The organism is Streptomyces sp. NPDC093064 (assembly GCF_044754605.1).
In the GTDB taxonomy this organism is placed as follows: Bacteria; Actinomycetota; Actinomycetes; order Streptomycetales; family Streptomycetaceae; genus Streptomyces.
In genome coordinates this window covers 35,302-51,690 of sequence record NZ_JBIVPK010000051.1, presented here as the reverse complement: position 1 = coordinate 51,690, position 16,389 = coordinate 35,302, and the positions used below count along the sequence as shown (strand labels likewise).

The 16,389-nt window shown below is 75.7% G+C and carries 1 protein-coding gene; it reads left to right on the top strand.

The window, feature by feature from the left end; all coding sequences use genetic code 11:
* The coding region (locus ACIQFZ_RS35965) for a type I polyketide synthase (RefSeq protein ID WP_402693201.1) at positions 1–16,377 on the top strand (16,377 nt) is incomplete at its 5' end.
* Between the last annotated feature and the right edge of the window lie 12 nt (positions 16,378–16,389).

The following is a 16,389-nucleotide window of genomic DNA, read 5'->3' as shown; positions in this document are numbered from 1 at the left end:
GAGGCGTTCGGTGGACGGGTGTCCGTCGCCGCCGAGAACGGCCCCCGCTCCTGCGTGGTCTCCGGCGAACCCGGCGCCCTGGACGAGTTGTCCGACCTGCTCACCGTCGAGGACGTGCGCGTGCGCCGCGTCCCCGTGGACTACGCCTCGCACTCCCACCACGTCGAGGACCTGCACGACGAGATCCTGGAGCTGTTGGCCGAGGTCGAGCCGTCCGCGTCCGAGATCCCGCTGTTCTCCACGGTCACCGGCGACTGGCTCGACACCACCGCGATGGACGCCGGCTACTGGTACCGCAGCCTGCGCGGCCGGGTCCTGTTCGCCGACGCGGTGAGCGGTCTGCTCGCTACCGAGCACCGCGCCTTCATCGAGGTCAGCTCCCACCCCGTGCTGTCGATGTCCGTCCAGGACATGATCGACGACGCCGGAGTGCCGGGTGTGGCCTCCGGCACCCTGCGCCGCGACAACGGCGGCCTGGACCGCTTCCTGCTCTCCGCCGCCCAGGTGTGCGTCCGCGGCGTCCACGTCGACTGGGCCCCGCTGTTCGAGGGCACCGGCGCGATCCGCGTCGACCTGCCCACCTACGCCTTCCAGCACGAGAACCTGTGGGTCGTCCCGGCCGTCCAGGAGGCCGTCACCGCGGCCGACCCCGAGGACGCCGCGTTCTGGACCGCCGTCGAGGACGGGGACGTCTCCACCCTGACCGCGGCCCTCGGCACCGACGAGGACTCCGTCGCCGCCGTGCTGCCCGCGCTGTCCTCCTGGCGCCGGGCCCGCCGCGAGCGTTCCACCGTCGACTCCTGGCGCTACCGCGCCACCTGGAAGCCCGTCACCAAGCTCCCACAGCGTGCCCTCGACGGCACCTGGCTGCTGGTCTCCGCCGACGGCGTCGACGGCACCGACGTCGCCGAGGCGCTGGAGACGGGCGGTGCCGAGGTGCGCCGCCTCGTCCTCGACGAGACCTGCACCGACCGCACCGTCCTGCGTGGGCGCCTCACCGACACCGACGGCCTCACCGGCATCGTCTCCGTCCTCGCCGGCGCCGAACGGACCGGTGCCGTCCCCGGCACCGGACTCGCCCTCGGGGTCGCCCTCACCGTCGCCCTCGTCCAGGCGCTCGGAGACGCCGGCATCGAGACCCCGCTGTGGGCGCTGACCCGCGGCGCCGTCTCCACCGGCCGCTCCGACAAGCTCACCGCGCCCGTCCAGGCCCAGGTCGCCGGCATCGGCTGGACCGCCGCGCTGGAGTGCCCGGGACGCTGGGGCGGTGTCGTCGACCTGCCCGAGACGCTCGACACCCGCGCCGCCCAGCGGCTCGCGGCCGTCCTCGCCGGCGCGCTCGGCGACGACGACCAGATCGCCCTGCGCTCCTCCGGCGTCTTCACCCGCCGTATCGTCCGCGCCGGCGCCGCCCCCGACGGCCCCGCCCGCGACTGGAAGCCCCGCGGCACCACCCTGGTCACCGGCGGCTCCGGCACCCTCGCCCCCCACCTGGCGCGCTGGCTCGCCGAACAGGGCGCCGAGCACCTGGTCCTGGTCAGCAGGCGCGGCCCCGAGGCGCCCGGCGCCGCCGAACTCCGCGCCGAACTGGAGGAACGCGGCACCGCGACCACCCTCGCCGCCTGCGACATCACCGACCGCGACGCGGTCGCGGCCCTGCTCGACGGTCTGAAGGCCGAGGGCCGCACCGTCCGCACGGTCGTGCACACCGCGGCCACCATCGAACTGCACACCCTCGACGCCACCACGCTCGACGATTTCGACCGCGTCCTCGCCGCCAAGGTCACCGGAGCGCGGATCCTCGACGAACTCCTCGACGACGAGGCGCTGGACGACTTCGTCCTGTACTCCTCCACCGCCGGTATGTGGGGCAGTGGCGCGCACGCCGCGTACGTCGCGGGCAACGCCTATCTGGCCGCCCTCGCCGAGCACCGGCGCGGACGCGGCCTGACCGCCATGTCGTTGTCCTGGGGCATCTGGGCCGACGACCTCCAACTCGGTCGCGTCGACCCGCAGATGATCCGCCGCAGCGGCCTGGAGTTCATGGACCCGCAGCTCGCGCTGAGCGGCCTCAAGCGGGCCCTCGACGACGACGAGCAGGTCATCGCGGTCGCCGACGTCGACTGGGAGACGTACCACCCCGTCTACACCTCGGCCCGGCCCACCCCGCTGTTCGACGAGGTCCCCGAAGTGCAGGAGCTCACGGCCGCTGCCGCGCGGAGCGTGGGGACCGCCGCCCAGGGCGAGTTCGCCGCCGCGCTGCTGGCCCTGCCCGCCGCCGAACAGCACCGCAAGCTGCTGGAGACCGTCCGCACCGAGGCCGCCTCCGTGCTCGGCCTGTCCTCCGCCGAGGACCTGACCGACCAGCGTGCCTTCCGCGACGTCGGCTTCGACTCGCTGACCGCCGTCGGGCTGCGCAACCGGCTCGCGTCCGTCACCGGGCTGACGCTGCCGTCCACGATGGTCTTCGACTACCCGAACCCGGCCGCCCTGGCCGGCTTCCTCCACTCCGAACTGGCCGACGTCCACTTGGCGGGCTCCATAGCCGTCGCCACCGGCGCGCCCGTCGACGACGACCCGATCGCCATCGTCGGCATGAGCTGCCGCTACCCCGGCGGCGTCACCTCCGCCGAGGAACTGTGGCGGGTCGCGCTGGACGAGGTCGACGCGATCTCCGTCTTCCCGGCCGACCGCGGCTGGGACGCCGAGGCCCTCTACGACCCCGACCCGGACGCGTCCGGGCGCACCTACTCGGTCCAGGGCGGCTTCCTGCGCGACGTCGCCGACTTCGACCCCGGCTTCTTCGGCATCTCGCCCCGTGAGGCCCTGTCGATGGACCCGCAGCAGCGCCTGCTCCTTGAGACGGCCTGGGAGGTCTTCGAGAACGCCGGCATCGACCCGGTCGCCCAGCGCGGCAGCCTGACCGGCACCTTCATCGGCGCCAGCTACCAGGACTACGGCGCCGCCGTGCCCGGCAGCGAGGGCTCCGAAGGCCACATGATCACCGGCTCGCTCCCCAGCGTGCTGTCCGGCCGCGTCTCCTACCTCTTCGGCTTCGAGGGCCCGGCCGTCACCCTCGACACCGCCTGCTCGTCCTCGCTGGTCGCCATCCACCTGGCCTGCCAGTCGCTGCGCAACGGCGAAAGCTCCCTCGCCCTCGCCGGCGGTGCCAGCATCATGTCCACCCCCATGTCGTTCATCGGCTTCAGCCGGCAGCGGGCCCTCGCCGAGGACGGCCGCTGCAAGGCGTACGCCGAGGGCGCCGACGGCATGACCCTCGCCGAGGGCGTCGGCCTGATCCTGCTGGAGCGGCTCTCCGACGCCCGGCGCAACAGCCACGAGGTCCTCGCCGTCATCCGCGGCTCCGCCATCAACCAGGACGGTGCGTCCAACGGACTCACCGCCCCCAACGGACCGTCGCAGCAGCGCGTCATCCGCCAGGCCCTCGCCAACGCCGGCGTCGAGGCGGACGACATCGACGTCCTGGAGGGCCACGGCACCGGCACCTCCCTCGGCGACCCCATCGAGGCGCAGGCCCTGTTCGCCACCTACGGCAGGGACCGCGACCCCGAGCGGCCCGTGCTGCTCGGCTCGGTGAAGTCCAACATCGGCCACACCCAGATGGCCTCCGGCGTCGCCAGCGTCATCAAACTGGTCCACGCCCTCAACGAGGGCGTCGTCCCCAAGTCGCTGCACATCGACGAGCCGTCCACCCACGTCGACTGGTCCTCCGGCGCCATCCAACTGCTCACCGAGCGCACCGAGTGGCCCGAGACCGGCCGCCCGCGCCGCGCCGCCGTGTCGTCCTTCGGCCTCAGCGGCACCAACGCCCACACCGTCCTGGAGCAGGCCCCCGCCGACAGCGCCCCGGCCGCCCCCGAGGACACCCCCGCGCTGCGGGACGTCCTCGTGCCCGTCCTCGTCTCCGGACGCGGCGAGGCGGCCCTGCGCGCCCAGGCCGGAGCCCTGCTCGACCTGCTGGCGGACCGCCCCGGCGTCCACCCGACCGATCTGGCGTTCTCCCTCGCCACCTCGCGCGCCGCCCTTGAGCACCGCGCCGCCGTCGTCGCCGACGACCACGAAGGACTGGTGCGCGGCCTGACCGCGCTGCGCGACGGACTGCCCGGCGCCGGACTGGTCCAGGGCCGCACCGGCCGCGGACGCACCGCCTTCCTGTTCACCGGACAGGGCAGCCAGCGCCTCGGCATGGGCCGCGAACTCTACGAGCGCCACCCGGTGTTCGCCGACGCCCTGGACGCGGTCCTCGCCCGGATCGACGGCACCACCGAACTCCCCCTGCGCGACGTGCTGTTCGCCGCCGAGGGCGCCGAGGACGCCGCCCTGCTCGACCGCACCGGCTACGCGCAGCCCGCGCTGTTCGCCCTCGAAGTGGCGCTGTTCCGGCTGCTGGAGTCGTGGGGCATCACCCCCGACTACCTGGCCGGGCACTCCGTCGGCGAGATCGCCGCCGCGCACGTCGCCGGCGTCCTCGACCTCGACGACGCGTGCGCCCTGGTGGCCGCCCGCGGCCGGCTCATGCAGGCCCTGCCCGAAGGCGGCGCGATGGTCGCCCTGGAGGCCGCCGAGGACGAGGTGCTGCCGCACCTGGAGGGTCTCGCCGACCAGGTCTCCGTGGCCGCCGTCAACGGGCCCCGGTCCGTCGTCGTCGCCGGCGAGGAGGAGCCCGTGCTCGCCCTCGCCGCGCACTTCGCCGAGCAGGGGCGCCGCACCAAGCGCCTGCGGGTGAGCCATGCCTTCCACTCGCCGCTCATGGACGCCATGCTGGACGACTTCGCCGCCGTGGCCCGCACGCTGACGTACCACGCGCCGACGATCCCGTTCGTCTCCAACGTGACCGGCGCCCTCGCCACCCCCGAGCAGGTGTGCACCGCCGACTACTGGGTCTCCCACGTCCGCTCCGCCGTGCGCTTCGCCGACGGCATCGGCTGGCTGTCCACCCAGGGCGGCGTCCAGACCTTCCTGGAGCTCGGGCCCGACGGCGTGCTCAGCGGCATGGCCCGCGAGAGCCTCACCGACGCCTCCCGCACGGCGCTGCTGCCCACGCTGCGCGGCGACCGCCCGGAGGAGCAGGCCCTCGTCACCGCCGTCGCCGCGGCCCACACCCACGGCTTCGACGTCGACTGGGCCGCCTGGTTCGAGGGCGGCGGCGCCCGCCGCGTGGCCCTGCCCACCTACGCCTTCCAGCGCGAGCGGTACTGGCCCGACACCACCGCGGCCGGCACCACCGCCGCCGCCCCCGGCTCCGCGCTCGACGCCGGGTTCTGGGCCGCGGTGGAACACGCCGACGTCGCCTCGCTCGCCGCCTCCCTCGGCCTGGACGACACGACCGTCACCGCGATGGTCCCGGCGCTCACCGCCTGGCGGCGGCGCCGCGGCGAACAGTCCGCGCTCGACTCCTGGCGCTACCGCGTCACCTGGAAGCCGCGCGGCGGCGCCCCCGCCGCCGCACCCACGGGACGCTGGCTCGTCCTCGTCCCGGCCGAACACCGCGACGAGGCCACCGCAGCCTGGGCCGCGGACGTCGAGGCCGCCCTCGCCACCGCCACCGTCCGCGTGGAGGTCACCGGCACCGACCGCGCCGCCCTCGCCGCCCGGCTCACCGAGGCCGCCGACGGCGGCACTTTCCAGGGCGTGCTGTCACTGCTGCCGCTCGCGCCCGGCGACGCCGGACACCCCGGCGCCCCGGCCGCGCTCACCCTCACCGTCACCGCCCTCCAGGCGCTCGGTGACGCCGGCCTCGACGCCTCGCTGTGGAACGTCACCCGGGGAGCCGTCGCCGTCGGCCGCTCCGAGCAGGTCACGGCACCCGAGCAGGCCGCCGTGTGGGGCCTCGGCCGGGCCGCCGCCCTCGAACTGCCCGCCCGCTTCGGCGGCAGCGTCGACCTCCCGGAGAACCTCGACCCGCAGGCCGCCCGCCGACTGCGCGGGATCCTGGCCGCCGGCGACGGCGAGGACGCCGTCGCCGTCCGCGCCAGCGGTGTCTTCGTGCGCCGGCTGGCCCACAGCCCCGTCGCCGACACCGTCCGCTCCGCCTTCGACCCGGCGGCCGGCACCGTCCTGATCACCGGCGGCACCGGCGGCATCGGCGGACACGTCGCCCGCCGCCTCGCCCGCGACGGCGCCGCTCACCTGCTGCTCAGCAGCCGCCGCGGCCCCGACGCTCCGGGCGCCGCCGAACTCCGCGCCGAACTGGAGGAGCTGGGCGCCCGCGTCACCGTCGCCGCCTGCGACGCCGCCGACCGCGACGCGCTCGCCGCGCTCCTCGCGGCGGTGCCCGAGGACGCGCCGCTCACCGCCGTCTTCCACACCGCGGGCGTCGTCGACGACCACGTGGTGGACGAGCTGACCCCGGCGAGCTTCGCCACCGTCCTGCACGCCAAGACGGTCGCCGCCCGCCATCTGCACGACCTCACCGCCGGCCACGACCTCGCCGCGTTCGTCCTGTTCTCCTCGACCGCGGGCCTTATCGGCGCCGCCGGACAGGGCAACTACGCCGCCGCCAATGCCCAGCTCGACGCCCTCGCCGAGCAGCGCCGCGCCCAGGGCCTGCCCGCCCTGTCCGTGGCCTGGGGACCCTGGGCCGGCTCCGGCATGGTCGCCGACGCCGCCGAGATTGCCGCCCGTGTACGCCGCGGCGGATTCGAACCGCTCGACCCCGCCTCCGGCGTCGCCGCGCTGCTGCGCGCCGTCGACAACGGCGACACCACCGTCGCCATCGCCGACATCGACTGGGAACGCTTCCTGCGCGCCTTCGCGGCGGCCCGCCCGCTCCCGCTCGTCGCCGACCTCCCGGAGACGGCCGGCGCCACCGCCCCGGCGGCGGCCACCGCCAGCGCGTCCGGCCTGCGGCAGCAACTCGCCGACATGCCCGCCGAGGAGCGCGCCGCACACGTCCTCGACCTGCTGCGCACCCAGGTGGCGGCCGTCCTCGGCCACGCCGACGCCCGCACCGTCGACGACGACCTGGCCTTCCGCGACCTCGGCTTCGACTCGCTCACCGTCCTGGAACTGCGCAACGCGCTCAACGCCATCACCGGCCTGAGCCTGCCCGCCTCCCTCGTCTACGACCAGCCCACGCCACGCGAGATGGCGGACTTCCTGCTCGCCGAACTCCTCGGCACGCTCCCGGAGTCCACCGCCCACGCCGTCGCCACCCGGGCCGTCGACGACGACCCGATCGCGGTCGTCGGCCTCGCCTGCCGCTTCCCCGGCGGCGTCACCACGCCCGAGGAGATGTGGCGGCTGCTGGCGGAGGGCCGCGACGGCATCACCCGCTTCCCCGACGACCGCGACTGGGACATGGCGGCGCTCGGCGCCGGCGCCTCCGACACGCTGCACGGCGGATTCCTCGCCGGGGTCGCCGACTTCGACGCCCGCTTCTTCGGCATCTCGCCCCGCGAGGCGCTCGCCATGGACCCGCAGCAGCGACTGCTCCTGGAGACCACCTGGGAGGCCCTGGAGCGGGCCGGCATCGACCCGGCCGCACTGCGCGGCTCCACCACCGGTGTCTTCGTCGGCACCAACGGCCAGGACTACCCGAACCTGCTGCGCCGCTCGGCCTCGGACGTCGCCGGCTACGTCGCCACCGGCAACACCGCCAGCGTGATGTCCGGCCGCCTCTCCTACGCCCTCGGCCTGGAGGGCCCCGCGGTCACCGTCGACACCGCCTGCTCCTCCTCCCTGGTCGCCCTGCACTGGGCGGGCCGCGCGCTGGGCGCCGGCGAGTGCGACCTCGTCGTCGCGGGCGGCGTCTCGGTGATGTCGACCCCCGACTCCTTCGTCGAGTTCAGCACCCAGGGCGGCCTGGCCCCCGACGGCCACTGCAAGCCGTTCTCCGACGACGCCGACGGCACCGCCTGGTCCGAGGGCGTCGGCATCCTGGTCCTGGAACGGCTCTCCGACGCGATCCGCAACGGCCACGAGGTCCGCGGCATCATCCGCGGCACCGCCGTCAACCAGGACGGCGCCTCCAACGGCCTGACTGCCCCCAACGGCCCGTCCCAGCAGCGCGTCATCCGCCAGGCCCTCGCGGACGCCCGCCTTGCGCCGTCCGACATCGACGCGGTCGAGGCGCACGGCACCGGCACCACCCTCGGCGACCCGATCGAGGCGCAGGCTCTGCTGAACACGTACGGCCGGGACCGGGATGCCGAGCAGCCGCTGCTCCTTGGCACCGTCAAGTCGAACATCGGCCACACCCAGGCCGCCGCGGGCGTCGCCGGCGTCATCAAGATGCTGCTGGCGATCCAGCACGGCACCCTGCCGCGCACCCTGCACGTCACCAGCCCCACCAGCCACGTCGACTGGAGCGGCGGTGCCGTGTCGCTGCTCACCGAGGAACGCGACTGGCCCGAGACCGGACGGCCGAGGCGCGCCGGTGTCTCCGCCTTCGGCGTCAGCGGCACCAACGCGCACGTCATCGTGGAGCAGGCCCCCACCGACGAGCCCGCCCCCACCCCCACCGACGAGCCCGCCCCCGCCACCGACGTCACCACCGTCCCGTGGATCGTCTCCGGCCGCAGCCGCGAGGCCCTCCAGGACCAGGTCGACCGGCTCACCGCGTACGCCGCCGCCCACCCGGAGCTCTCCCCGCTGGACGTCGGCCGCTCCCTGGCCACCGACCGCACCCTCTTCCCGCACCGCGCCGTGCTGCTCGCCGGCCCCGACGGGGTGCGCGAGACGGCCCGCGCGGTCGCGTCCCGCACCCCCGGCCGCACCGCCTTCCTGTTCTCCGGCCAGGGCGCCCAGCGCGCCATGATGGGCCACGGCCTGTACGAGCGGTTCCCGGCGTTCGCCGACGCGCTGGATATGGTCCTCGCGCAGTTCGACACCGCGCTGGACTTCCCGCTGCGCCAGGTCCTGTTCGCCGCGCCGGACACGTCCGACGCCGCGCTCCTGGACCAGACCGGCTGGACCCAGCCCGTGCTGTTCGCCGTCGAGGTCGCCCTCTACCGCCTCCTCGAGTCGTGGGGCCTGACCCCCGACCACGTCGCCGGTCACTCCATCGGTGAGATCGCCGCGGCGCATGTCGCCGGGGTGTTCTCGCTGGAGGACGCCTGCCGACTGGTGGCCGCCCGCGCCTCCCTGATGCAGGAGCTGCCTCGGGGCGGTGCGATGCTCGCGGTGCGCGCCACCGAGGAGGAGGTGCTCCCGCATCTGACGGAGCGGGTGTCGATCGCCGCGGTCAACGGGCCGTCGTCGGTGGTCGTCGCCGGTGACGAGGACGAAGTCGCCGCGATCGCCGCCCACTTCGAGGCACAGGACCGCAAGACCACCCGGCTCAAGGTGAGCCACGCCTTCCACTCGCCGCTCATGGACCCGATGCTCACGGCCTTCGCCCGGGTCGCGGAGTCCCTCACCTACCACGAGCCCCGCATCCCGCTGGTCTCCACCGTGACCGGCGCCCCCGCCGGAGTCGAACTCCTCACCCCGGGCTACTGGGTGCGGCACGTCCGCGAGGCCGTCCGGTTTGCCGACGGCGTGCGCGCCCTGCGCGAGGCCGGCGTCACCGCCTTCGTCGAGATCGGCCCGGACGGGCAGCTCACCGCCGCCGCCCAGCAGACCCTGGACGCGTCCGCCGACGAGGCACCCGCCACCGTCGTCCCGCTCCAGCGCCGCGACCGCGCCGAGGAGACCGCCCTCCTGGAAGGGCTGGCCACCCTGCACACCCAGGGCACCGGACCCGACTGGACCGCCTGGTTCGCCGGCACCGGCGGACACCGCGTCGAGCTGCCGACGTACGCCTTCCAGCGCGAGCGCTACTGGCCCGAGCCCGCCGCGCCCGGCGCCACCGGCACACCGGACCCCGTCGACGCCGCCTTCTGGGCCGCCGTCGAGCGGGAGGACCTGGAGAGCCTCACGGCCTCCCTGGGCCTGGACGGCGACACCGTCACCACGATGGTGCCCGCGCTGTCGGCCTGGCGCCGCCGCAACGACGCCCGCTCCACCGCCCGCGGCTGGCGCTACCACGAGAGCTGGACCGCGCTCGGCACCCCGGAGCGATCCGCACCGGCCGGCCGCGTCCTGGCCCTCGTGCCCGCCGAGCACGCCGGCGCCGACTGGGCGGAGACCCTCGTCGCCGCCCTGGGCGCCGACCCACTCGTCGTCGACGGGGTCCCCGGCTCCCTCGCCCAGGAACTCACGGACCTCGGCGCCGGCTGGAGCGTCGTCGTCTCCCTGCTCGCTGCGGGCACCGGCACCCTGCCGGCGCCCGACGCCGCACCGGCCGCCGTCCTGGAGGCCCTGCGGGCCGCCGGCGTCGACGCCCCGCTGTGGTGCGTCACCCGCGGCGCCGTCTCCGTCGCCGGGGAGGCACCCGCCGCCGTCGGCCAGGCCGCCCTGTGGGGCATGGGCCGGGTCGCCGCGCTGGAGCACCCCGAGCGCTTCGGCGGCCTCGCCGACCTCGCGCCCGACGCCGACGCCGCCACCGCGGGCCTGCTCGCCGCTCACCTGGCCGAGCCCGGCACCGAGGACCAGATCGCCGTCCGCGCCGCCGGTCTTCTCGGCCGCCGCCTCGTGCGCACCGCCATCGCCCCCGGCGACACCGGATGGCGCCCGCACGGCACCGTCCTCGTCGTCGGCGGCACCCGCACCATGGGCGCCCGCGCCGCCCGCTGGCTCGCCCGCGAGGGCGCCGCCCGTCTGGTGCTGACCGCCTCGCCCGCCGACGGCGCCACCGACACCGAGGGACTGCGCGCCGAACTCGCCCGGCTCGGCGCCGAGGTCACCGTCGCGCCGTACGACACCGGCGACCGGGACATGGCCACCGCCCTCCTGGACGGTCTGACCGACCTCACCGCGGTCGTGTACGCCGACGACGCCCCGACGGACGGCCTGGCCGCCGCCCTCGCCCCGGTGGACGCCCTCGCCGAGGCCGTCGCCGGCCGCACCCTGGACGCGTTCGTGCTCTTCGGCTCCATCGCCGGGGTCTGGGGCGTGCGCGGCCGGTCCGACGAGGCCGCGGGCGGCGCCTACGTCGACGCCCTCGCCCGCGCCCTGCGCGCGGACGGGACGCCCGCGCTGGCCGTCTCCTGGGGCGCCTGGGCCGAGCTGGCCGACCCGTCGACCACCGCCCATCTGCGGATGAACGGCCTGCCGGTGATGGACGCCGACGCCGCCCTGACCGCGCTGGCCGGTGCCGTCGCCGACGGCTTTGCCGCGGTCACCGTCGCCGACGTCCGCTGGGACACCTTCGCCCCGGCGCACCACGAGGCCCGGCCCACCGCGCTGTTCGACGGCCTGCCCGAGGCCAGGACCGCCCTCGCCGGTGCGGCCCGCGCCCGTACCGAGGGGGCCGCCGTCTCCGACGGCTACGGCCAGTGGCTCCTGGAGCAGCCCGCCGCCGACCGGGACGACATCCTGCTCGCCCTCGTCGGAGAGAAGGCCGCTCTGGTCCTCGGCCACGCGGACACCGCGCTCGTCGAACCCGACCTGCCCTTCCGGGACCTCGGCTTCGACTCGCTGACCGCCGTCGACCTGCGCAACCAGCTCACCGCGGCCACCGGCGTCACCCTGCCCGCGACCCTGGTCTTCGACCACCCCAACCCGGCGGCGCTCGCCGCGCACCTGCGCACCGAACTGCTCGGCGGCGCCACGGACATGGCCGCCCCGGTGGCCGCGCCCGTCGCCACCGGCGACGACCCGGTCGTCATCGTCGGCATGGCCTGCCGCTACCCCGGCGGTGTCAACTCGCCCGAGGACCTGTGGCAGCTCCTCGTCGACGAGGCCGACGCCGTCGGCGACTTCCCGACCGACCGCGGCTGGGACCTCGACGCCCTCGCCGGCGACGGCCCGGGCCGCAGCGCCACCGACCAGGGCGGATTCCTCTACGACGCCACCGACTTCGACCCCGGCCTGTTCGGCATCTCGCCGCGCGAGGCCATGGTGATGGACCCGCAGCAGCGGATCCTCCTCGAGGCGTCCTGGGAGGCCCTGGAGCGGGCCGGCATCGACCCGGCGGCCCTGCGGGGCAGCGGCACCACCGGCGTCTTCGTCGGCGGCGGCTCCGGCGACTACCGGCCGCCGGCCGAGTACGGCCAGTGGCAGACCGCCCAGTCCGCCAGCCTCCTGTCCGGCCGCCTCGCCTACACCTTCGGCATCCAAGGCCCCACGGTGTCCGTCGACACCGCCTGCTCGTCCTCTCTGGTAGCCCTGCACCTGGCCGCCCAGGCCGTGCGCTCGGGCGAGTGCTCGATCGCCCTGGCCGGCGGTGTCACCGTGATGGCCACCCCGGTCGGCTTCGTCGAGTTCAGCGCCCAGGGCGCGCTGTCGCTCGACGGCCGCTGCCGCGCCTTCTCCGAGGACGCGAACGGCACCGGCTGGTCGGAGGGCGTCGGCATGCTCGTCGTCGAGCGCCTGTCCGACGCCCGGCGGGGCGGCCACCGCGTGCTCGCCGTGCTGCGCGGCTCCGCCATCAACCAGGACGGCGCCTCCAACGGCCTGACCGCGCCCAGCGGCCCCGCCCAGCAGCGCGTCATCCGCCAGGCCCTCGCCAACGCCCGGCTGGAGAGCGCCGACGTCGACGCCGTCGAGGCGCACGGCACCGGCACCAGGCTCGGCGACCCGATCGAGGCGCAGGCCCTGCTGGCCACCTACGGCCAGGATCGCGAACGGCCCGTCCTCGTCGGCTCCCTGAAGGCCAACATCGGCCACGCGCAGGCCGCGTCCGGTGTCGGCGGCGTCATCAAGATGGTGCTCGCCATGCGGCACGGTCTGCTGCCGCGCTCGCTGTACGCCGAGAACCCCTCCTCGCACGTCGACTGGACCGCGGGCAACGCGCGCCTGCTCACCGAGCTCACCCCCTGGCCCGAGTCCGAGCGGGTGCGCCGGGCCGCCGTCTCCTCCTTCGGGGCCAGCGGCACCAACGCCCACCTGATCCTGGAGCAGCCGGAACCCACCCAGCAGCCCGCGCAGCCGGCCCGGCCCGCCGCCGACGGCTCGCCCGTCCCCATCCTGCTGTCCGGCCGCTCGCAGAACGCGCTGCGCGCCCAGGCCCGCAAGCTCCTGGCCCATGTGGCAGGACACCCCGAGGAGACGGTCACCGACCTGGCCCGCACCCTGGCCACCACCCGCGCCGTCTTCGAACACCGGGCCGCGGTCACCGCCGCCGACCGGGACGCACTGCTCGCCGGACTCACCGCCGTCGCGGAGGGCACCACCGCCGCGCACGTCGTCGAGCACCACGTGGAGCGCACCGGCAAGCACGCCGTGCTCTTCTCCGGCCAGGGCTCCCAGCAACTCGGCATGGGCCGGGACCTGTACGAGCGGTTCCCGGCGTTCGCCGAGGCGTTCGACGCGGTCCTCGCCCGGCTCGACGGCCACCTCGGCGCCTCGCTGCGGGAGATCGTCTGGCACGGCGACCAGGAGACCCTGAACGAGACCGGGCACACCCAGCCCGCGCTGTTCGCCTTCGAGGTCGCCCTGTACCGCCTGGTGGAGTCCTGGGGCGTGACGCCGGACTTCGTCGCCGGCCACTCCGTCGGCGAGATCGCCGCCGCCCACGTCGCGGGCGTCCTCTCCCTGGACGACGCCTGCCGGCTGGTCGCCGCACGGGCCCGCCTGATGCAGGAACTCCCGCGCGGCGGCGCGATGGTCGCGGTCGAGGCCACCGAGCAGGAGGTCGCCGCCGAACTCACCGACGCGGTGTCGATCGCCGCGGTGAACGGTCCCACGTCCGTGGTGCTCGCCGGTGCGGAGGACCCGGTGCTCGCCCTGGCGGCCGTCCTCGCCGAGCGGGGCCGCCGCACCACCCGCCTCAAGGTCAGCCACGCCTTCCACTCGGCGCTGATGGACCCGATGCTGGCCGAGTTCCGCAAGGTCGCCGAGAGCCTGCGCTACGAGGCGCCCCGCATCGCCGTCGTGTCGAACGTGACCGGCGACGTGGCGGGCGCCGAGGAGCTGTGCGGCGCCGACTACTGGGTGCGCCATGTGCGCGGCACCGTCCGGTTCGCCGACGGCGTCACCGCGCTGGCCGGCCGGGGCGTCCGCGTCTTCCTCGAACTCGGCCCCGACGCGGTGCTGTCCGCGCTCGCCGAGCAGAGCGCCCCGGACACCGTCGCCATCCCCGCGCAGCGCCGCAACCGCGACGAGGTGGAGACCCTGGTCGCCGCCCTCGGCCGGCTGCACGCGCACGCCGCCGGACCCCGCTGGGACGCCTTCTTCGACGCCGCCCCCGGCTCCTGGCTGGACCTGCCGACGTACGCCTTCCAGCGTGGCCGGTTCTGGCCGGACACCCTGCCCGCCACCGCGCAGGGCGGCGGGTCCGCCGGAGAGGCCGACGGCACCGACACCGCCTTCTGGGACGCCGTCGCACAGGAGGACTTCGGCTCGCTGGCGTCCGTCCTCGACGTCGAGGGCGACGCCCTGTCCAAGGTGCTGCCGGCGCTGCTCGACTGGCGTCGCCGCAATTCCGAGGAGACGCGGCTCGACAGCTGGCGCCACCGCATCGTCTGGAAGCGTCTGACCGGCGCGGCGATGGCCCACCGCAAGCCGCTCACCGGCACCTGGCTGGCCGTCGTCCCCGAGGGCCTCGGCGAGGACCCGTGGGTCACCACCGCGCTGGACGCCCTCGGCACCCGGGTGGTACGCGCCGAGGTCGGCGGCGCCGACCGGGAGGCCATGACCGCCACCCTGCGCGAAGCCGCCGGGGAGGGCACCCGCGTCGCCGGCGTCGTCTCCCTGCTCGCCCTGCGCGAGACCGTGCACGGCGACGTGCCGGAGGGCGTCGCCCTCACCGGCACGCTGCTCCAGGCACTCGGCGACGCCGGGATCGAGGCCCCGCTGTGGTGCGTCACCCGCAGCGCCGTGTCCGCCAACCGCACCGACCGCCCGCGCCGGCCGCTCCAGGCCGCCGTGTGGGGCCTGGGCCGGGTGGCCGCGCTGGAGTACCCGGACCGCTGGGGCGGCCTGGTGGACCTGCCGGAGCGCGCCGACGAGCGGGCCGCCGCCGGACTCGCCGCCGTCCTCGCCGGACTCGACGGGGAGGACCAGGTCGCCGTGCGCGGCTCCGCCGTCCTCGCCCGCCGCCTTGTGCCGGCCCCGGACCGCGGGCAGAGCGGCGCCTGGGACCCGAGTGGCACCGTGCTGATCACCGGCGGCACCGGCGCCCTCGGCGCCCATGTGGCCCGCCGCCTGGCCAAGGACGGCGCCCAGCACCTGGTGCTGCTCGGCCGCCGCGGCCCCGAGGCGCCCGGCGCCACCGCCCTGCGCGACGAACTCCAGGCGCTCGGCACCGGCGTCACCCTCGCCGCCTGCGACGTCTCCGAACGTGACCAGCTGGCCGCGGTGCTCGACGCGATCCCGGCCGACCGGCCGCTGACCGCGGTGATCCACGCGGCGGGCGTGCTCGACGACGGCGTCATCGACCGGCTCACCCCGGAGCGGTACCAGAAGGTGTTCCGCGCGAAGGTGACCTCGGCGCTGCTGCTCGACGAGCTGACGCGCGACCTCGACCTCGCCGCGTTCGTGCTGTTCTCGTCCGCCTCCTCCGCGGTCGGCAACCCCGGCCAGGCCAACTACGCGGCGGCCAACGCGGTCCTGGACGCCCTCGCCGAGGCGCGCCGGGCGCGGAACCTGCCCGCGACCTCCGTGTCCTGGGGCGCCTGGGGCGGCGGCGGCATGGCCGACGGCCACGGCGCGGACGACGCGGCCCGCCGGGCCGGCGTCGCCGCCATGGAACCGGACCTCGCCGTGGAGTCGCTGCTGCGGCTGGTCACCGGCAAGGAGCCGACCGCGGTGGTCGCCGAGGTCGCCCTCGACCGGTTCGCCTCCGCCTTCGGCGGCACCCGGCCGAGCGCCCTGCTGCGGGAGTTCCCCGGCTACCGGGAGACCGTCGCCGCCGCGGCGCCCGAGCCCACGGAGGGCACTCTCGCCGACCGGCTGGCGGGCATGCCGCCGGCCCGCCGCCTCGACACCGTCGTGGACCTGGTGCGCACCCGTGCCGCGCAGGTTCTCGGCTACCCGGACACCGGCGCCGTCGGTGCCGAACGGTCCTTCCGGGACCTCGGGGTGGACTCACTCGGCGCGGTCGAGCTGCGCAACCAGCTCGGCGCCGCGACCGGCCTGAGTCTGCCCGCGACGCTGGTCTTCGACCACCCGACGCCGCTGGCGCTGGGCGAGTTCGTCCTCGCCCGCCTCGTCCCCGACGAGCCGGCCGAGTCCGACGAGGAGACCGAGATCAGGGCCGTACTGGCCTCCGTCCCGCTCGACCGGCTGCGTGAGATCGGTGTCCTGGAGCCCCTGCTCCGGCTCGCCGGACGCGGCGGTGGGGCCGGCGACGACGAAGACGACGAGTCCGTCGACTCGATGACAGTGGCAGACCTGGTGCGGGCCGCGCTGGGCGGCCAGTCCGACCTGTAGCGCGAAGTGATG